The sequence below is a fragment of the Achromobacter xylosoxidans genome (assembly GCF_014490035.1).
Taxonomy (GTDB): domain Bacteria; phylum Pseudomonadota; class Gammaproteobacteria; order Burkholderiales; family Burkholderiaceae_B; genus Achromobacter; species Achromobacter bronchisepticus_A.
This window is the reverse complement of sequence record NZ_CP061008.1, coordinates 4,482,369-4,501,445: the sequence shown is the minus strand read 5'-3', so window position 1 is coordinate 4,501,445 and position 19,077 is coordinate 4,482,369. Positions and strand designations below refer to the sequence as shown.

The following is a 19,077-nucleotide window of genomic DNA, read 5'->3' as shown; positions in this document are numbered from 1 at the left end:
GCGGACCGCCTCTGAACCTGGATAAAAGAGCGAGGAGACTATGTTCAAGACAATCAAAAAAGACGCGCCCGCAGCTTCTGCGCGCAAGCGTCCCCTGAAGTTCCTGGCATTGCTGGGACTGGCGGCCCTGCTGGGCGCTGGCGCGGCGGGCGCGCAGACGGCGCAGGGTTTTCCCAACAAGCCGGTGACGATAAACGTGCCGTTCTCGGCGGGCGGCACGACCGATATCCTGGCGCGCGTGATAGGCCAGCGCCTGAGCGAACGCTGGGGCGTTTCCGTGGTGGTCGAGAACAAGCCTGGCGCGGGCGGCAACATCGGCACCGCGCAAGTGGCGCGCGCGGCGCCGGACGGCTACACGCTGGTGATGGGCACGATAGGCACGCACGCCATCAACCCCAGTCTCTACAAATCGATGCCCTACGACGCGATCAAGGACTTCGCACCGATCACGCGTACCGCCATGGTGCCGAACGCCCTGGTGGTGCCCAAGAATGCGCCGTACGACACCGTGAAGGAGCTGATCGCCTACGGCCGCGCCCACCCGGGCAAGCTCACCTTTGGCTCTTCCGGACACGGAAGCACGCTGCACATGTCAGGCGAGACGTTCAAGATGATGACCGGCGTCGACATGGTGCACGTGCCCTACAAGGGCAGCACGCCGGCAGTGACGGATCTGCTGGGCGGCCAGATCTCCATGATTTTCGACAACTTGCCTTCGGCGCTACCGCACATCAAGGCGGGCCGGCTGAAGGTGCTGGCAGTGACCTCGGCTCAGCGTAGTGACCAGCTACCCGATGTGCCCACCGTGGCGGAGGCGGGCGTGCCCGGCTACGAGGTCGTGTCGTGGTTCGGCCTGTGGGCGCCCGCGAAGACGCCGGACGACGTCGTGTCGGAGATCAACAAGCAGGTGGTCGCCATCATCCAGACACCCGACATGCAGAAGCAGATCCGCGACCAGGGAGCGGTGCCCAATCCCGATACGCCCGCGGAGTTCGCCGCCTTTATCGGCAGCGAGGGCAGGAAGTGGGCCGAGGTGGTGCGCCGCGCCAACGTAACGACCGAGTAGGCAATCGACAGCATTGGGCCTGCCGCAGACAGCCGGCGGGCCCGTTTTGAGGAGACATGGGCATGGAACGCATGATGGAAGGCAAGGTGGCGGTGGTGACCGGAGCCGGAGGCGGCATCGGCCGCGAGATCGCTTTGCAACTGGCGGCCGAGGGCGCCAAGGTCGTGGTCAACGATATCGGGGTTGCGCTCAATGGCGATGACCTGTCGGCCGCAGTGGCGCCCGCGGACGCAGTCGTTGCCGAGATCCGCGGCGCGGGCGGGACGGCCGTCGCCAACTTCGATTCGGTCGCGACGCACGCGTCCGCCAACGCCATCATCCAGTGCGCCATGGATCACTTCGGACGCATCGATGGCGTGGTCAACAACGCGGGCAACCTGCGCGACCGCTCCTTTCACAAGATGAGCGAGGAAGAATGGCGGGCCGTCATTGCGGTGCATCTGGATGGCACATTCTTCGTCAGCAGGGCGGCGGCCACGCACTTCCGCGAACAGGAGAGCGGCGCGATGGTGCACATGACCTCGACGTCGGGGCTGATCGGCAACTACGGCCAGGCCAACTACGGAGCGGCCAAGCTGGGCATCGTGGCCTTGTCCAAGATGATTGCGCTGGACATGGGCCGCTATGGCGTGCGCTCCAACTGCATCGCCCCGTCAGCCTGGAGCCGCATGACCAGTTCCATCCCCACCGATACGCCACAGCAGCGGGACCGCGTGGAAAAACTCAAGAAGATGGAGGCCGGCAAGATTGCGCCGATGGCCGTGTACTTGCTCAGCGATGCCGCGCGAGAGGTCAGCGGTCAGATATTCGCGGTGCGCGCCAACGAGATCATGTTGATGAGCCAACCACGTCCCGTGCGTTCCGTGCACTTCAGCGAAGGCTGGACGCCGCAGCGCATTGCCGAGGTCGCCATTCCGGCGATGCAGAAGCACTTCTATCCGCTGGAGCGCTCGCCCGACGTGATGAGCTGGGATCCGATCTGACCCGGACGCCATGGTCATGGATGTGTTTTCGGGACCAAGGGGAAGAACGTCATGCGCTTGAGCCATGAACAACTGTTGAACTATGAACTGCCGGAAATCAGGCAGCGCTACACCGAGCGGGATGTCATGCTGTACGCGCTATCGGTGGGCTTGGGGCAGGATCCCGTGAATGAGTCCGACCTGGCCTACGTGGGCAGGCGGCACGATCCGCTCGTGCTGCCCTACATGGCCGTGGTGCTTGGCTATCCGGGCTTCTGGCTGGATGCGCCCGATATCGGGGCCGATACGGTGCGCTTGCTGCACGGCGAGCAGGGAATGGAACTGTTCCATCCCATACCCGCCGCCGGCGAACTGACAGGCAAGACCCGCGTGGTGGAGGTTGTCGACAAGGGCGAGAAGGGCCTGTTGCTGTATTCCGAGAAAACCTTGACGGATACCGGTACGGGACTGCTCATCGCGCGGACTTCCGCCACCCACGTGCTCAGGGGCGATGGCGGCATGGCGAATGCCGGCAGGCTGGCGCGCCCGGCGCACGCCATGCCCGACGGGCCGCCGGACTGGACCGTGCAGGCGCGCACCCGGCCCGAGCAGGCGCTGGTGTATCGCCTCAACGGCGACTACAACCCGCTGCACTGCGATCCGCAGGTCGCCCAGGCAGCCGGCTTTCCCCGCCCCATACTGCACGGCCTGTGCTCGTTTGGCCTGGTGTCGCACACCGTCGCCAAGCAGCTGCAGCCTGCGGGCAATGGGGCGGTGCGTTCCGTGTCGCTGCGATTTTCCGGGCCGATGTACCCCGGCGAGACGCTGAGCATAGACGTCTGGGGGGACGGCTCCTTCCGGGCGAAGGTCGTCGAGCGTGACGCAATCGTTATCGACAATGGGGTGTTGCGGGTCGCCTAGCGCCTTGTAGAGGCGGGGCGCGTCGGAACTGTTGCCCTGAGGGACGAGCATTTGCGCGCCGCAAAATGGAAGAGCGCCCCAGCTCAAGGTGAGTCTGAGGCGCTCCTGCCCGGCTTCGCACGCGATGGGTGTCAGACAGCCCGGCAACTCAAATCTACTGCTGAGCCATAGGTCGGGCAATAGGGAAAACCCTTGAATATTAAAGGGTTACAAGATTCATGCCGTTTTGCGCGGCGGCCAGCCTGCGCCGGCCGCTGCTGTCCGTGAACTGTCAACGAACCCGTGATCACTTTATCCGCCTCGGCATCCGCGAATAGCGACGCCGGGGGCGGACGCCGACACTGAAGCCTGTCTTCACAGTGCCGGAGAACGGATATGTCAGGGTTGCGCAAGCGTCAGTCGGGACAGGGTATGACGGAATACGTGGTGGTCGTGGCTTTGGTCGCGGTGGCGGCTATCGCGGTGTATCAGTATTTCGGCCAGGTGGTGCGATCGCAGACCGCCGCCATGGCGCGTGAACTGGCCGGCGAAGACGGCGGCGCGCAGAGCCGCGCGGCACAACAGGCGGCGCAAAAGGCGGCGGCGCAGACCAAGGCCCGTTCACTCAAGTCCTTCACCGGCAATGCCACGGATGCGAAGTGAACACACGTTCTTGCGCACCGCTTGCCCACCAGCGCGGCCAGGCGCTGGTCCTGGGCCTGTTGATGGCCGCGGTGGGAGGCATGTCCCTGGTCGTGCTGTACAACTTGGGGCAAACCGTGGGAGCGCGGCAGCGGCTGACGCATGCCGCGGACGCGGCCGCCTACAGCGGGGCGCTGGAGCAAGCGCGCGCGCTCAACGCCCTGGCCTATATCAACCGCACACAGATCGCGCATCAGGTCGCCATGGCGCACCTGGTCACGCTGGCTGCATCGGCGCAGTATGCCCGCACCATGCAGTCGCAGCGTGATCGGCGCAATCCGCCCGCCGGCCTGATCGCCATGTTGTTCGGCCCCGATGTGGGGGCAGCCTACCAAACGGTGCGGGCGGTGCCCGAGGCCGAGCAGAGACTCGCGTCCGCGTTTGGCGAGCATGACAGGGTGGTCCACCAGGTCCTGGAGGCTGCCGCGGCGTCCGCTGTCGCAGGTTTGGCGGCTTCGCGTGAGCGCATCATGAAGAAGGTGCTGTTTGCCAATCTGTCGGACGATGGTCCGTCGCCGGGCGTCGATGTTGCGCATGTCCGGGGCGCAAGCCTGCGGCTGTTGACCGATGAATGGCCTGGGTTCGTGGGGCGTCGTCTGGCCACACGCGAGGCGGGTTTGCGGCCGGCCGTCGAGCAGGCGGCGGCACGCTATGGCTTTCTCGACCGCCGCAGCGCCACGCGCCGCAATCCGTGGATGGTGCATCCGCTATGCCCTTTGTATCGCCACGAGTTGCGGCGCCGGGGGGCCACCTGGTTGGGGCCGGATGGACGGTGGGGCGCTCTCGATACCCAGTCCTACCATGCGCTGCGTTTCAATCGCTGGAGAGGCTGCTACTTCCGCGAATACGCCATGGGCTGGGGCACGGCGCAAGGCCAGAAGATCAAGGCGCCCGAAGGCTTGACGTACGTGGAAGAGCCGCCGTTCGATTTTTCCGAGCAGGATTTCTGGCGCTGGGTAGAGCTGTTGGCCAGATGGGACCTGCTCGACGACGTCACCAATCCGTTGGCCAACTCGTACGCCATGGCAGCCGTTCAGCGCTGGCCGGGGCGGGGTCTGCCAGCTTATCGCGACATCGCCTTGCCACGCAGCAGCAGTCCCCTGCGTTTCGCGGTGGCCGTCGGGCTTGCCGGTTCATCCTTGAAAACCACGAATGGCGACAGCGCAGTCCGCACGCCCTTGGGGGCGTTCCGCTATGGCGCGCTGGGACCGGAAGACGCCGTCACCGTCACTTCTGCGGCGGAAACCTACTTTGCGCGGCCGGAACGGCGGGCCGATGGCCGTGATGAACTTGCCACGCTTTTCCGCCCTTACTGGCAGGCGCGCTTGTCCGCCGTCAGCGCCGCAGAGGCCGCGCAGGCAAGGCGGGCGCCATGAACCGGATTCCCGCGCGCCAGCAAGGGCAGGCTCTGGTCGAAGCGTTGCTGATGCTGCCGCTGCTGGCCCTGCTGCTTTGGGCAGCGTCCTGGATTGGCGGATTGCAGTTCACGGCGCGGGAAATGGCGCAGGCCAGCCGCAAGACCGCGATGGCCGGCGCCTTGGGGCAACCCATGCGGAATTCGTCCGTACCCGGCGGCATGGCGCTCTCGGGCAGGGCCACCGCGTTATCGGGTATCGCGCCGGCACAGGTCAAGGCCTTGCAGGACGAATGGTTCGGCGCGGATCTGAAACTGCTGTCGGTAACGGCAAGCGCTGCGCGCTTCGATCGGGATAGCGCGGCCTGGTTGCGCATCGCCCGCCGCACGCATGTGGCAAGCGGCGCCGGCTATGCGCACGGCGATACCGACACGCAGCGCAGGATCGGCCGGGCGCCTACATCCTGGAACAGGGCGGAACGCGCCTCGTTGGCCGAGGCCCGACGCTTGCAGCCTGTTGTCGATCGCCTGGACGGACCCTGGCGCAGGCCCGGCCTGTCGCTGGACTGGTTGTCCGAATGGGCGGATGTGGTGCCCGGGGAGCGGCTGGTCAGCCGCAAGGGAGCGGGCAAATGATCGGACTGCGCTGGTCTGCGTCTCTTCCCGGTTCGGCCCTGCCCAGGGACGACGGCCGGCGAAACTTGGCCATGGCAAAGACGCTGCGCCTATTGATGGCCGGCGCGCTGGCTGTCGCGGCGGTAGGGGGGCGCAATGTCGCGGCAGCTCAGGATCTTGCGACGGGCGGCGGGGAGTTCGGGGGCGGCGGCAGAAACCGGCCAGGCGTTGCTGCGCTGGAGGCATTGCGTCTTCCGGCAGGTTCGCGTCGCGGATTGTTGGCGGAGAGCATCTGGCTGCATGGAATCCCGGCGCGCGTGTTGGTATTCGATGCGCCGCTCAGCACGCCGGAGCTGATCCGCTATCTGTCCGCCCAGCAGCCGGCCTTGGCCAATCTCAACGTGTTTTCCGGCCAGGCCATCCTCTCAGGGCAGGTGGGGCAGGAGCAATGGGTCGTCCACCTTGAAGGCCTGGGCTCGCGTCGGACAGCCGGAAGCATTTCAGCGGTCAGCCTGCTGGCTGCGCCTGACAGCGCTACCCCTGCCTGGCTGCCCGCCGGGGGGCGTCTCAGATTGGACGTTGCTTTGACGGAGGAGGGCGTGCGCGTTTCCGAGCGAATCTGGCAATACGCGCAGCCCCCGGGACAGTTGGCTGCGCAGCTGGAGGAGCGTCTGCTTCAGAACGGCTGGCGTCGCCTGCCCGTCTCCGAGGATTCGGCGCATTGGTGGGTCCGCTCTGGCTCGCGCATGCGGCTGTCGCTGGTGCCGTTGGACGGCGGCAGCGGGCTTCTGGTCAGTGGAAGAGCACCATGACGAACTGGATCACCCAGGTCGTGCCGCGCCTGCGCCGAATGGGCGTGTATGCCATTGCGCTGATCGCGGGTCTGGTATCCGCGTGGGCGGTGCGGGAACACGTGCAGCAGCGTGTCCAGGCGCTGGAGGCGGAGGCGCGCACGCCGATGGTCAGCCGGCTGGTCGCGGCGTACGACCTGCCCGCTGGCACGCAACTCGAAGAGGTGCACCTGGCCGTGCGCGAGATTCCGCAGCCTTGGGTGTCCCGGGCCAGCATCGATCCCCTGGATCTTTCCAGCCTGCTTGGCGCCACCTTGCTCGCCGATGTCGCCAATGGCGAGCCCTTGCTGCGGGGGCACTTGACGTTCAGTCCTCCGGCCCCTGCCTTGGCGTCCCGCTTGCGCAGCGGGCAACGCGCGCTGACGGTGGCGGCGACGGACCTGGGCGGCTTGGCGGATGTATTGCGCGTGGGCGATGCCATCGATATCTACGTGAGTTTTTCGCATCGGCAGCGGGAGCTGACGGTGCCTCTCTTGCAAGGCATGCGTGTGCTGATGGTGGGGGGCGACGCCGAGGGTGAAAGCAAGGGCGGCAATATCACCTTGGCCGCAACGCCGGATGAGGCCATGCGATTCGTGGCGGCGCGGCAGAGCGGGGCGCTGACAGCGATGTTGCGGCATCGCGACGATGCCGCAGTGGTCAGCGGTGCAGCGCAGGGCGACCTTGCCTCGCTGGTCGGACTGGACCAGGAACCCCGGAATGCGCCGGGTGTGGCCATTCTGTACGGAGACAGGCTGGACCCTTCGGCAGGCGCAGGAGCAATGGATGTGGAAAGTACAGTCGCGGCTCGACTTCAACGGGAGCGGCCATGAGACGCGTCGTCGTCAGGATGCTTGCCTGCGTGCTCTGGCTGGCCAGTCCCGCAGTGCGCGCGGAGGATGAGGCAATCGAACTTCAGGTGGGTGAAACGCGGATTCTGTCGCACCCCGGGGTCAAGCGCGTGGCGATAGGCAATGGCCAGGTAATCGGCGCCATCGAGGCCGAAGGGCGCGAGGTCGTGGTCTTTGCCCGTGCCGAGGGTGTTTCGTCCCTGCACGTCTGGGCGAATGGCGGGCGCGCCAAGGCCTATGAACTGAGGGTCGTGCCGGCCGGAGCGCCGCGTCTGCGCGCGGAGGTCGAGGCCTTGCTTGCCCGCATTCCCGGCGCGCGCAGTACCGAGGTGGGCGGCCGCATCCTGATCGAAGGCGACGACCTGTCCGACGATGACCGATTGCGCATCACGGCCCTGGCGGACCGCTATCCCGCCGTACTGGACTTTACCGGGCAAGTGGGCTGGGACCGCATGGTGCAGCTGGACGTGCAGGTCGTGGAGATCCCCACCTCAAGGCTGAGGGATCTGGGCGTGCGCTGGGACGGGCTGTCCCAAGGCGGCATCAACGCCGGCCTGGCCTGGGATGCGGGGTCGCGGGGGCGGATGAACCGTCCGGGCGAAGGGATCATAGAAACAGTGGGTCCGGTCTCTTCGGCGGCTGGCTATTTCGGCGTCAATGCGCTGCTGTCGTCCCGGATAGCGATGTTGGCGCAAAGCGGGGAGGCCGTCATGCTGGCTCAACCTCAACTGCTTGCGCGCAGCGGGGCCAGCGCCACCTTCCTGGCCGGTGGAGAGGTTCCCTACGCGTCGACCGACACGCGCGGCAACTCGACCACGATGTTCAAGCCCTATGGCGTCATGCTCAGGATCACCCCTCGCATCGACCGCAACGGGGTCATCCGATCCTTGATCGAGGTAGAAGCGAGTTCGGTGGACAACGCGCTGAGCGTGCCGGGCGGACCGGCGTTGCGCACGCGCCGCGCATCCACCGAGTTCAACGTGCGCTCCGGCGATACCCTGGTCATCGGTGGCTTCCTGTCGCGCGAGCGGGACGAGACCAGCGACGGTCTGCCATGGCTGAAAGACATCCCGGTCCTGGGAGCCTTGTTTTCGTCCCGGCGCTATCAATTGCGGGAAACCGAACTCGCCATTTTCGTGACGCCCAAACTCATTACGCAGGCAGAGCCCGCCATGGCAGACCGGGTGCGGCGAGGACGTGGCGTACTTGAAGCGGCTTTTCCCGTGCCGCCTCGCCTGGGCACCGCCGTGCCTGCCGCGGCAGGGTGGGATTCCCACGCCGGCGCCGGTTCGCAGTGGGGCTCGCCGCAAGACGGCGCGCCGATTTTTTCTTCGGAGACTCGGCCATGATCGACGTGGAAATGATGTTCGAGGACGCCTCCGTGCACAGATCCACGGTGGCTGCTCCCGTGTTGATCGGAAGGGGCGCGCATTGCGGCGTGCGCATCGTGAACTGGAGGGTGGGGCGCCAGCACGCCCGTCTGTCGCGCGAAGCGGTCGGGATCGTGCTCGAAGACCTGGGCACGTTGGGCGGAACCCTGGTGAACGGAACGCGGATCGTGCGCCACGCGCCGGTGTTGCCCGAAGACGAAATACTGATCGGGCCCTGCCGGCTGCGGATGTCGTTGGCGGACGTCCCGGAGCGCGCCGGGGGATCGGGCGGCGCGGCTGCTGGCGGCGCGGCTCGCGACACGGCTGCCGTGCAGGAATCGCCGATGTTGCCCGCGGCCTCGACGCCAGTGCCAATGCCGGTTCTGCCGCTGCCAAATCCGCTGCAGGAGCGCCGGCGCCTGCATGCGGCGCTGCTGGCGGCGCTGGATCTGCGCCGCCTCGACGTGGCCGGCATGAGCGACAGCATGCTGCGCGCCGAGGCCGAACGGCTGTTGACGCTCATCGTCGCCACGGACACCGACTTGCCGCCCGGGGCGGACCGGGCCGCGCTTTGCCGCGAGGTGCTCGACGAAGCGGTTGGCCTGGGGCCGCTGGAGCCCTTGCTCGCCGCTGCCGACATCACGGAGATCATGGTCAACCGCCACGATGAGATCTATGTCGAACGTGCCGGCCGCTTGTCGCGCCATCAGGCGACCTTTACCAGCGAGCAATCGCTGCGCTGGGTCATCGAGCGCATCGTCACGCCCTTGGGGCGACGCATCGACGAAAGCTCTCCCATGGTGGATGCGCGCCTGGCTGACGGGTCCCGGGTGCACGCCATCATTCCGCCGGTGGCTCTCAGGGGCGCCAGCCTGACCATACGCAAGTTTCCGCAGCGGCGCCCCGGAATGTCCGATCTGATCTCTGCGGGTTCGCTGAGTGGCGCCATGGCGCAATTCCTGGCGCTCTGCGTGAGGATGCGCAGGAATCTGGTGGTATCCGGAGGCACCGGGGCGGGAAAGACGACGTTGCTCAACATCCTGTCCAACGAGATTCCCGACGGTGAGCGCGTGGTGACCATCGAGGATGCGGCGGAGCTGCGCCTGAACCACGATCATCTGGTGGCGTTGGAGGCGCGTCCGGCCAACCAGGAGGGGCGCGGACGCATCGACATTCGCGAGCTCGTGCGCAACGCATTGCGCATGCGGCCAGACCGGATCGTCGTGGGCGAGTGCCGCGGGGCGGAGGCATTCGACATGTTGACCGCCATGAACACCGGGCACGAAGGCTCCCTGACGACGCTGCATGCCAACTCGCCGCGCGACGCGCTGGGGCGCCTGGAATCGATGATTCTGATGGCGGGACTCGATCTGCCTCTGGCTGCGGTGCGCGAACATATCGCAGCCAGCGTGGACATCGTGGTGCAGCAGGCGAGGCTGGGCGACGGGCGCCGCGTCGTGACGTCGATAGCGGAGATCACGGGCATGGAAAGCGGACGCATACAGCTCCAGGATCTGTTCCGCTACGACCGCGTGCGCGGCTTCACCGGCTGCGGGGCCTTGCCCGGCTTCATGCGCGAATGGACGCAGGTCGAGGAGGCCTTCGATCCCGCCTGGTTCTCCAACACCGAGCAGGCGGCGCCGGGGACCGCTGTCTTTGCGCAAGGAACGGCATGATCTGGCTATCCGCGGGGGCCGCCATGGTATGCGTGCTGCTACTGGCGTGGCGTGCTCAACACTGGTTTGCGCCGGCGCTGCGCCGCTACCGCGAGGTCTACACCCAGGAGGCGGGCCTGCGCCTGAGCGAGGTGTTTTTGTTCATAGACCCAGCCCAATTGTGGGCAGGCGCGGTGGCTTGCGCGGCGATGGCGGCGGCACTGGCCTTCGCCGCGACGGGCAGCGGCTTTGTCGCCACCGTCGCTGCGGCGCTTGCTTCGCGCCTGCCTCGGACGCTGGTGAATGCGTTGCGGCGCCGGCGTGCCCGGCGGTTCGAGCAACAACTGCCGATGGCGCTGTTGATGCTCGCCTCTGCCTTGCGCGCGGGGGTGGCATTGACCACAGGCCTGCGCCACGTCGTCGAGCAGAGCAGCGCGCCCTTGGCTCAGGAGTTGGGCCTGATGTTGCGTGAACAGCGCATGGGAGTGCCATGGGACAGCGCGCTTGAGAACCTGCGTGGCCGCATGCCGGCCGATTCGACCGCGCTCGTCGTAGCGGCCATGCGCATTGCGGCGCAGACGGGCGGCAACCTGGCAGAGGCGCTGGAGAGCATCGCGCAGACCCTGCGCGCCCGCCTGCAGTTGCAGGCGAAGCTGCAGGCGCTGACCTCGCAAGGACGCATGCAGGCCTGGATCGTGGGGGCTTTGCCTTTGCTGCTGCTTGCCGTGCTCGACCGCCTGGAACCGGAAATCATGGGCTTGCTGTGGCATACGCCCGTGGGTTGGGGCGTGTTGGCCATCGTGGCGGTACTGGAGACCGCGGGCATGCTGCTGATCCAGCGCATTGTCCGGATCGATATCTGACGGGAGCAGATGCGATGTGGCTGTACTTGAGCCTGTTGACGGCCGCGCTGGCCGCGGGATGGCTGGCGTGGGTGGTTTTGAAGCCGTTGTCGTTGGATAGCGAGGGCGCTTCGTCTGCCTTGCCTTGGTGGTGGCGAGCGGCCTGGCCCTGGATTTCGGCGGTGGCGCCCGTGGCGGGGCCTTTATGTTCCTGGCGTTGGCGCATACGGCTGACTCGCGCCATCGAGCGGGCGGCATTGCCCGCCGGCATCAGCTACGCGCATGTCGCGGCGCTGTGCTGGAGTGCGGCCGCGGCTGCCGGAGGGGTGACGGCGGCGGCAGCCATCCTTCTGGCGCAATCGCCGTCCTGGGAGTGGATTCCTTGGATGGTAGCGTCCGCGCTGGCGGCAGGCGCCGCGCCCGGGCTTTGGCTGCGCAGTCTGGGCCGCAACCGGCGGCGCAGCATCGAACGCGACTTGCCTTTCGTGTTCGACATGATGACTTTGTGCGTGGAGGCGGGGCTGAGCGTGCACGGGGCATTGCAGATGGCAGCCCAGAGCGGGCCGGAGGGCATACTGCGGGATGCCCTGGCCGACGCATTGGCGGAGATGCGTGCGGGAGTCTCCAGGACCGCGGCGATCAAGGCCCTGGCAGAACGCAGCAATAGCCCGCTTGCGCGCAACTGGGCGGCCGCCCTGGCGCAGGCCGAAGCACTTGGGATAAGCCTGGGGCCAGTGTTGCGCGCACAGGCGGCGCAAGCCCGCAGCGATCGCCACGTGCGGGCGGAACAGCTGGCGATGCAGGCTCCGGTAAAGATGCTGCTGCCGCTGATCGGCTGCATCTTCCCCTGCACGTTCATCGTGCTGGCCTTTCCGGTGATGGTGCAATTGCTGCAGAGCGTGCAATGACTGGCGGCCAGCCGCAGGCGCCGCGCAGCGGACTCAGGCTGCTCAAAGTCGCCAGCTGCTACGGCCGCGCGCGGGGCCTGCTGGGACGCAAGCCGCCTGGGCCGCGGTCCGGCATCTTGTTGATGCCTTGCGCCGCGGTGCATACCTTTGGCATGCGCTATGCCATCGACGTGGCATTCATATCGCGGCAGGGAAGGGTGCTTGCGGTGCGCAGGGCGCTGGCGCCCTGCCGCGTGGCGTCATGCCTGGGCGCCGCTGCCGTCGTCGAGATGCGCGCTGGCGTTCTCGATACCGAACACGGAGGTATAGGCAGGATAGAAGCTGCAGTACAGCACGCCACCCGCGGCGATATTGAACGGAATCTGCAGCGTGCCGGCAAGCTGGGGTGACAGACCGATGGCGACCAGGAGGCCGGCGCAGAGGTCAATGAAAAGAAACACCAGGATCCAGGTGGCGCCGTAGACCAGGAAAGGCAGTTTGTTGCGCCAGCAGGCGATGCCGGAGAAGAACAGGGCCTGGATCAGCCGCAGCCCATGCCAGGCGACCAGGACGGGAGCGTGCCAGAACAGTGCGGCGATTATGACGTACACGATCGCGAACAAGGTCAGCGGAACGGCCATGGCAGACAGGATGGGTTCCATGGACTTTTCCACGGAGGCAATGCGCATGCCTTCGACCATCGCGTCCGTGAACGGCAGGAAGATGATCAGGCCGGTCGCAATGCAGAGCGCTGCGTACAGCAACCCCATCAGGAACAGTTTCCGGAACACGCCGGGCTGCTTGAGTGGCTTGGCCCACATCGAGGGCAGCATGATGCGGTCGGCTTCGACGTGCTTGCACGCCGATAGCGTCATCAGCGTGATGATGGGCATCAGCGCCACCACCAATATGGGGCCGACCGGCGGCGTCGCCGTGGCGAAGATGACCAGGAGGCTGATGGCCATGGCCCAGGTGAACATGGCCAGTGGTTGCTTGCGGAACAGACGGAAACCGTCTCGGACCCATTGCCAGCCGGATGTCGCGGGGAGGAATGCTGCTTGCATGGCTCTTTAAAGGGGGGTGATCTCTCAAAAAGGGACGTTCTAGCCCCATTATGGGGGGAGCAACGGTTACGGCAATATTGGCAGGCCCGGGCGGTGGCGCGCTTGCAACACTCTTTCGAAATGCCGGGGGTCGTGCGGTTTGAGGGTCTGAGCCGGCCGCGGCAGGAAAAAGTCGTACAGGCGCGATATCCAGAAGCGCAGCGCGGCGGCACGCAGCATCAGCGGCCAGGCCTCGCGTTCCGCATCGGTGAACGGGCGCACGGCCGCATAGGCCGCCAGCCAGGACTCGACCAGTTCGGGCACGAATTCGCCGGTGTCGCGTTCGATGCACCAGTCGTTGACGCTTACCGCCACGTCGAACAGCCAGGTGTCGCAGCCGGCGAAGTAGAAGTCGATGATGCCGCCCATGAGCGGATCCTCGAAGGTGCCGGCGAACAGGACGTTGTCCCGGAACAGGTCGCAGTGGGCCGGACCTGTCTGCAATGCCTGCCAGGCCGGCGTCGCGGCGGCGGCTTGCTGGTCGGCCAGCTCTGACGACAGCAGCTGAGCCTGCGCCGGTTCCAGGAAGGGCATGACCTTGGGGGCCGTTTCCAGCCACCAGGACAGTCCGCGCAGGTTGGGCTGGTGCAGCGGAAAGTCGCGTCCGGCCAGGTGGGCGCGGGCCAGCGTGGCGCCGGCCAGGGCGCAATGGGCGGCGCCGGGCGCGGGTTCGTAGCCGCCCGGCAGGCGCGAAACAATGGCGCAGGGCTTGCCGTGCAGGGTGGTCAGGCGGGTGCCGTCGCGCAGCGTCTGGGGCCGGGGCACGGGAATGCCGCGCTCGGCCAGGTGGTACATCAGTTCGATGTAGAACGGCAGTTGGGCCTGCGTCAGCACCTCGAACAGCGTCAGCACATACTCGCCGCGGGTCGTGTACAGGAAGTAGTTGGTATTCTCGATACCCGCCGTAATCCCCCGAAGCGAGACAAACTCGCCCAGATCGAAATGCGCCAGTAGGGCGCGAGCGTCGTCTTCGGAGACAGGGGTGAATACGGCCATTGATGTGCGGGATTTAGGGGTTGACGGGCGGGTTGACCGGCGCGCGTGCAAGCCTGTTTCGGCTGCGGCGGCGCAATTTTAGACCACATGGCGGATCAGTCCGTCCGCCATCCGGCGGAGCGGACGCAGCCGCCTGCCAGACACAAAGCCGCCAAGCACCGTAAAATACCGCATCCCCTTGTTTTGTAGAGTGATTCTTGGACTCCCCCGACTGGCGGCTGTGCGTCGCCCCGATGATCGATGTGACCGACCGCCATTGCCGTTATTTCCACCGGCTGCTGGCGCCGCGCGCACGCTTGTACACGGAAATGATTACCACCGGCGCGTTGCTGCACGGCAATGTCGAGCGGCACCTGGACTTTGACGAGGCCGAGCATCCCGTGGCCCTGCAATTGGGCGGCAGCGAACCCGACGCGCTCGCGCATTCGGCCAGGCTGGGCAAAAAATGGGGTTACGACGAGATCAACCTGAATTGCGGTTGTCCGTCGGAACGGGTGCAGAAGGGCGCGTTCGGCGCCTGCCTGATGGCGGAACCGGCCCTGGTGGCCGATTGCATGAAGGCCATGCAGGACGCCGTGGATATCCCAGTCACCGTCAAACACCGGCTTGGCCTGGATTATGACGAGTCCTACGCGTTTGTCCGTGATTTCGTCGGCAAGATCTACGACACCGGCTGCCGGGTGTTCATCGCCCATGCCCGCAATGCGGTACTGAAGGGTCTGACGCCCAAGGACAACCGCGAGATTCCGCCCCTGCGCTATGACGTGGTGCGTCAATTGAAGCGCGACTTTCCGGATTGCACGTTCGTGCTCAATGGCGGTCTGGCCGACGCCGAGCAGTCCGTGCGCGCCGCGGGCGACTTCGATGGTGTCATGCTGGGCCGGGCTGCCTGGCACACGCCGCGGGTGCTGTCCGAGGTGTCTCTGCAGCTATGGCCGTCGCTGCGGTTGCCCAGTGATGCGCAGGTGGTGGACGCGATGATGGGATACGCAACGCGGCAGGTCGCGCGGGGCGTGCCCCTGCGGGTGATGACGCGGCCCATGCTGGGGCTGGTGAACGGCCAGTCCGGTGCGCGCCGTTGGCGTCGCATGTTGTCCGATCCGGCGCTGTTGGCCGCGAACAACCCTGAACTGATCTATGACGCCTGGCGCAGCCAGCGGCATGCGCCGGATATGCGCGGCGCCGCGATCGAAGCGGCGCCGGCTGGGGTTTGACTGGGGGCCAGCAGCGCTGGCCGCGGGCTCAGGACTTGGCCGGTTCGGCGCTTTCCGTGGGCCAGTCCCGGATATAGGCCTTCAGCATGTTGTTTTCGAACTGCTGGGCCGCGACGATGGCCTGGGCCATGTCGTAGAACGAAATGACGCCCATCAGGGTGGGGCCATCCATGACCGGGATGTAGCGCGCGTGCTTTTCGAGCATCAGGCGCTGCACTTCGTCGGCGCTGGTGTTGGGGGACACGCTGACCGGGGCATCGTCCATGATGGAGCGGATGGTGGTGTCGCCGGCGCCGCCATGCGCATGCATGTGGCGGATGATCTCGCGGAACGTGAGCATGCCGGTCAGCGTCCCGAATTCCATGATCACCAGCGAGCCTATGTCCTGCTCGCTCATTGTTTGCACGGCCTGGGACACAGGCATGTCGGGCGACGCCGTATAGAGCGTATCGCCCTTGACGCGCAAAATCTCGCTGACCTTCAACATCGGTTCCTCCTGGGCGGACTGCGCCCTGATCCTATTTGCTAATTTTTTTTCGCTTCCAGCTGCAGCACGGGAGCGATTCCATTTTCGGTATTTTGCGCTTCTCCGCAGACTTCTTCCAGCGTGGGCGCATTTTGCTGGGAAAGCACGGCCGATGCGACTCGCAATACTTCCGGGTCATTGCGGACCCGGGGCTGGCCGCGGTCCAGCAGAAAACGGTCCACCACGGGTTCCATCGAGGTTTTGCGGGCGTCGCAGGTCAGAACCCAGAGGCCTTCGGGACTGCGCGTCGCCAAGCCCATTTCAGCCAGTGTTTCCAGGACTTCGTTCAGTTCGTCCTGGTGCAGGCGCAATTGCGCGGCCAGCAGATTGGCGGGCAGGCCTGGCGGATTGGCCGTCTGCGCCTGGCGCAGCGTGCGCAGCGCATCCACGGCGTCCACGAAGGGAGCGCCGGGATAGCGGTTGATTTCCCAGCGGCCCAGGCGGATCAGCGGTGCGCTCGACGCCAGGATCGCTCCCAGCAGCACGGCCAACCATGACAGGTAGATCCAGAGCAGGAAGATGGGCAGGGTGGCGAATGCGCCGTAAATAATGGTGTAGGTGGGAAAGCGGGTCAGGTAGTAGGCGAAAGCCGACTTCATGATTTCCAGCACGATCGCGGTCACGCAGCCCCCGACCAGGGCATCGCGCCAGAGCACCTCGCGGTTCGGGACCATGACGAACAGCGCGGCAAAACCGAGCGCGGTCAACACCAGCGGGATGAACGACACCGCGACGCTGACGGCTTCGGGCACGTCCCGGACCAGCCCCAGCGATTCGCGAGCCACGAACGAGGTCGCCCAAAGACTGGCGCCGGCCACGACCGGTCCTAGCGTGATGATGGCCCAGTACACCAGCGCGCGCTGCCGCAGCGGACGTTGGCGCGTCACGTGCCAGATGTCGTTGAACGCCTTGTCGATCGTCATGATCAGCAACAGCGAGGTGATCAGCAGGAACGCGCCGCCGATGGCGGTCAGGCGCGAAGCCTGGCGCGCGAACTGGTTCAGGTAGTCCATGATGTTGTCCGACACGGACGGCGGCATCAGGCTGTTGGTCAGGAAATCCTCGAGCGCGACGCGGAATTCCTGGAATACCGGGAAGGCGGTGAACAGCGACAGAACCACGGCCAGCATCGGCACGATGGCCAGGACGGTCGTGAAGGTGAGGCTGGACGCGACTTGCAGCAGTTTCTCTTCGCTGGCGCGTTCGGCGCTGAAGCGCACAACACGTCCGGACCTCGCGATCCATGAAGAGCGCGAGGTCGAGTGCTCGGTGGCCGCCGGCGTCGTGGCGGCAGGCTCGGCAGGGCGATTCATCAGGCGATAATAGCAGCATGAACCCTGAACTCAACCCCCGTTTGCGCCTGTTGGCCTCGGTTTCGCTGTTCGCCCTGATCGTGCTTTGCGTCACCTGGGAGACCGTGGTGGCGCCGTTGCGGCCGGGCGGTTCCTGGATGCTGCTCAAGGCCCTGCCGCTGGCGTTTCCGCTGCGCGGCATCCTGCGCGGCAATCTCTATACCTACCAGTGGGCGTCGATGCTGTCGCTGCTCTACCTGATGGAGGGGGCGGTGCGGGCCATGTCGGATCCGGCTCCGCTGTCCGTATTGATGGCCTGGGGAGAGATCCTGCTGTCGGCCATTTTCTTTTTTAGCGCCATTTTCTACGTGCGGCCCGCCAAGCGGGCTGCCAGGAGGCAACGCGCATGAGCGCCCGTACGCTGTCCGACCTGCGCGTCGTCAACTCGTTTGCCGCCTTGCCTGCGGCCTTTTATACCCGGCTTGCGCCCCAGGCCTTGAACAATCCGCGCCTGCTGCACGGTAACGCGGAGGCGGCGGAACTGATCGGCCTGGACCCGTCGCTCCTGTCCACGCCCGAGTTCCTGAGCGTGTTTTCCGGGGCCCAGCCGCTGCCGGGCGGCGACACCCTGGCGGCGGTCTACAGTGGCCATCAGTTCGGCGTCTGGGCCGGCCAGTTGGGCGATGGCCGCGCCCATCTGTTGGGCGAGGTCGAGGGGCCCCGGGGCAGTTGGGAGTTGCAGCTCAAGGGTTCGGGCATGACGCCGTATTCGCGCATGGGCGATGGCCGCGCGGTGTTGCGTTCGTCGGTGCGCGAGTACCTTGCCAGCGAGGCCATGCACGGGCTGGGCGTGCCCACGACGCGGGCGCTGGCGCTGGTGGTTTCCGACGACCCGGTCATGCGGGAAACGGTGGAAACAGCCGCCATCGTGACGCGCATGTCACCCAGTTTCGTGCGCTTCGGCTCTTTCGAGCATTGGTCCTCGCGGCGCCAGCCCGATATGCTGAAGACGCTGGCGGACTACGTCATAGACCGTTATTACCCGGAATGCAGGGAAGCCGGAACGGGCGAGTCCTCGAACGAGGCGCTGCCCTATATCAACCTGCTGCGTGCCGTCACCCGGCGCACGGCGCTGCTGATGGCGGACTGGCAGGCGGTGGGCTTCTGCCATGGCGTGATGAATACCGACAATATGTCCATACTGGGACTGACGTTGGATTATGGTCCCTACGGTTTCATGGATGGTTTCCGGCTGGGCCATATCTGTAATCACTCGGACTCGGAAGGGCGCTATTCCTGGAACCGCCAGCCGTCCGTCGCTCTCTGGAACCTTTATCGCCTGGGCGGCAGCCTGCACACGCTGGCGCAGGATGTGGAAGGCCTGCGGGCCGTCCTGGATGAATTCGAGCCGGTCTTCACGCGCGCCTTCCATGACCGCATGGGCGCCAAGCTGGGGCTGGCCGCCTGGACGCCGGCCGATGAACCGCTGCTGGACGACCTGCTCAAGCTGATGGACGCCAATCAGGCTGACTTCACGTTGACCTGGCGTCGCCTTGCCGATGCCTTGTCCGGCCAGCGCAGCGCGTTCGAAGACCTGTTCATCGACCGGCCCGCGGCAGGAGCCTGGCTGGATCGCCTGATGGCGCGGCACGCACAGGACGGCAGGTTGATGCAGGATGTAACCGCCGGCATGAATCGCGTGAATCCGCTCTATGTGCTGCGCAATCACCTGGCGGAAGAGGCGATCCGGGCGGCCAAGACGGGCGACGCCAGCGAGATCGATACCTTGATGAAGCTGTTGCGCAACCCCTACGAGGCCCAGCGGGGATATGAGCGGTATGCGGGTTTACCGCCGGATTGGGCGGGCAGTCTGGAGGTCAGTTGTTCGTCTTGAAACCGGCCGCCAGCCGTA

At 66.0% G+C, this 19,077-nt stretch carries 19 protein-coding genes and 1 pseudogene; 16 read left to right on the top strand and 4 right to left on the bottom strand.

Features of this window, described 5'->3' with window-relative positions; all coding sequences use genetic code 11:
- The first annotated feature begins 40 nt into the window (after positions 1-40).
- From IAG39_RS20905 to IAG39_RS31730, 13 genes and pseudogenes are all read left to right on the top strand, one after another.
- A complete protein-coding gene (locus tag IAG39_RS20905; RefSeq protein WP_118933157.1) occupies positions 41-1,066 on the top strand; it encodes a Bug family tripartite tricarboxylate transporter substrate binding protein in 1,026 nt (341 codons plus the stop codon).
- A gap of 62 nt (positions 1,067-1,128) precedes the next feature.
- On the top strand, positions 1,129-2,049 hold the full coding sequence (locus IAG39_RS20900; RefSeq protein WP_118933171.1) for an SDR family oxidoreductase: 921 nt from the start codon (positions 1,129-1,131) through the stop codon (positions 2,047-2,049).
- 51 nt (positions 2,050-2,100) lie between these two features.
- On the top strand, positions 2,101-2,949 hold the full coding sequence (locus IAG39_RS20895; RefSeq protein WP_118933156.1) for a MaoC/PaaZ C-terminal domain-containing protein: 849 nt from the start codon (positions 2,101-2,103) through the stop codon (positions 2,947-2,949).
- Positions 2,950-3,324: 375 nt separating this feature from the next.
- Positions 3,325-3,591, top strand: coding sequence for a hypothetical protein (locus tag IAG39_RS20890; protein WP_054458606.1), 267 nt, complete (start codon positions 3,325-3,327; stop codon positions 3,589-3,591).
- An 80-nt stretch (positions 3,592-3,671) separates the two neighbouring features.
- Positions 3,672-5,006, top strand: coding sequence for a hypothetical protein (locus IAG39_RS20885; protein WP_240633315.1), 1,335 nt, complete (start codon positions 3,672-3,674; stop codon positions 5,004-5,006).
- Positions 5,003-5,620 carry a pilus assembly protein gene (locus IAG39_RS20880; protein WP_118933154.1) on the top strand — a complete coding sequence of 206 codons (618 nt, stop codon included), beginning with the start codon at positions 5,003-5,005 and terminating at the stop codon, positions 5,618-5,620. The genes IAG39_RS20885 and IAG39_RS20880 overlap by 4 nt, the downstream gene beginning before the upstream one ends.
- Positions 5,621-5,691: 71 nt before the next feature.
- Positions 5,692-6,411: a hypothetical protein gene (locus tag IAG39_RS20875; protein ID WP_223283400.1), complete on the top strand. Its 720-nt coding sequence runs from the start codon at positions 5,692-5,694 to the stop codon at positions 6,409-6,411.
- Positions 6,408-7,262, top strand: coding sequence for a Flp pilus assembly protein CpaB (cpaB, locus tag IAG39_RS20870; RefSeq protein ID WP_118933152.1), 855 nt, complete (start codon positions 6,408-6,410; stop codon positions 7,260-7,262). The genes IAG39_RS20875 and cpaB overlap by 4 nt, the downstream gene beginning before the upstream one ends.
- On the top strand, positions 7,259-8,629 hold the full coding sequence (locus IAG39_RS20865; RefSeq protein ID WP_059378990.1) for a type II and III secretion system protein family protein: 1,371 nt from the start codon (positions 7,259-7,261) through the stop codon (positions 8,627-8,629). The genes cpaB and IAG39_RS20865 overlap by 4 nt, the downstream gene beginning before the upstream one ends.
- On the top strand, positions 8,626-10,326 hold the full coding sequence (locus IAG39_RS20860; protein ID WP_118933151.1) for an ATPase, T2SS/T4P/T4SS family: 1,701 nt from the start codon (positions 8,626-8,628) through the stop codon (positions 10,324-10,326). The genes IAG39_RS20865 and IAG39_RS20860 overlap by 4 nt, the downstream gene beginning before the upstream one ends.
- On the top strand, positions 10,323-11,168 hold the full coding sequence (locus tag IAG39_RS20855; RefSeq protein ID WP_118933150.1) for a type II secretion system F family protein: 846 nt from the start codon (positions 10,323-10,325) through the stop codon (positions 11,166-11,168). The genes IAG39_RS20860 and IAG39_RS20855 overlap by 4 nt, the downstream gene beginning before the upstream one ends.
- Positions 11,169-11,182: 14 nt before the next feature.
- Positions 11,183-12,055, top strand: a complete 873-nt coding sequence (locus IAG39_RS20850; RefSeq protein WP_118933149.1) for a type II secretion system F family protein — start codon at positions 11,183-11,185, stop codon at positions 12,053-12,055.
- Positions 12,052-12,288: pseudogene (locus IAG39_RS31730) on the top strand (DUF192 domain-containing protein); the annotation flags it as partial. The gene IAG39_RS20850 and the pseudogene IAG39_RS31730, both read left to right, overlap by 4 nt.
- Positions 12,289-12,294: 6 nt before the next feature.
- Here IAG39_RS31730 and IAG39_RS31645 read toward each other — a convergent pair.
- Positions 12,295-13,098 carry a BPSS1780 family membrane protein gene (locus IAG39_RS31645; protein ID WP_223283399.1) on the bottom strand — a complete coding sequence of 268 codons (804 nt, stop codon included), beginning with the start codon at positions 13,096-13,098 and terminating at the stop codon, positions 12,295-12,297.
- Between the two features lie 66 nt (positions 13,099-13,164).
- Entirely contained in the window at positions 13,165-14,133 is a 969-nt protein-coding gene (locus IAG39_RS20840) for a homoserine kinase (RefSeq protein ID WP_059379000.1), read from the bottom strand.
- Between the two features lie 233 nt (positions 14,134-14,366).
- Between IAG39_RS20840 and dusA the strand changes: the two genes are divergently transcribed.
- The gene (gene dusA, locus IAG39_RS20835) at positions 14,367-15,347 is read left to right on the top strand and encodes a tRNA dihydrouridine(20/20a) synthase DusA (RefSeq protein ID WP_054458584.1); all 981 of its coding nucleotides are present in this window, start codon (positions 14,367-14,369) and stop codon (positions 15,345-15,347) included.
- A gap of 28 nt (positions 15,348-15,375) precedes the next feature.
- Here dusA and IAG39_RS20830 read toward each other — a convergent pair whose 3' ends face one another.
- Together IAG39_RS20830 and IAG39_RS20825 are read right to left on the bottom strand one after the other, a co-directional pair.
- Positions 15,376-15,834 carry a CBS domain-containing protein gene (locus IAG39_RS20830; protein ID WP_054458582.1) on the bottom strand — a complete coding sequence of 153 codons (459 nt, stop codon included), beginning with the start codon at positions 15,832-15,834 and terminating at the stop codon, positions 15,376-15,378.
- 38 nt (positions 15,835-15,872) lie between these two features.
- Entirely contained in the window at positions 15,873-17,186 is a 1,314-nt protein-coding gene (locus IAG39_RS20825; protein ID WP_118933147.1) for a YihY family inner membrane protein, read from the bottom strand.
- Between the two features lie 17 nt (positions 17,187-17,203).
- Between IAG39_RS20825 and IAG39_RS20820 the strand changes: the two genes are divergently transcribed.
- The gene (locus tag IAG39_RS20820) at positions 17,204-17,575 is read left to right on the top strand and encodes a DUF2069 domain-containing protein (protein WP_118933146.1); all 372 of its coding nucleotides are present in this window, start codon (positions 17,204-17,206) and stop codon (positions 17,573-17,575) included.
- Positions 17,572-19,059 carry a protein adenylyltransferase SelO gene (locus tag IAG39_RS20815; protein WP_118933145.1) on the top strand — a complete coding sequence of 496 codons (1,488 nt, stop codon included), beginning with the start codon at positions 17,572-17,574 and terminating at the stop codon, positions 19,057-19,059. Before IAG39_RS20820 ends, IAG39_RS20815 begins: the two co-directional genes overlap by 4 nt.
- Positions 19,060-19,077: the final 18 nt, after the last annotated feature.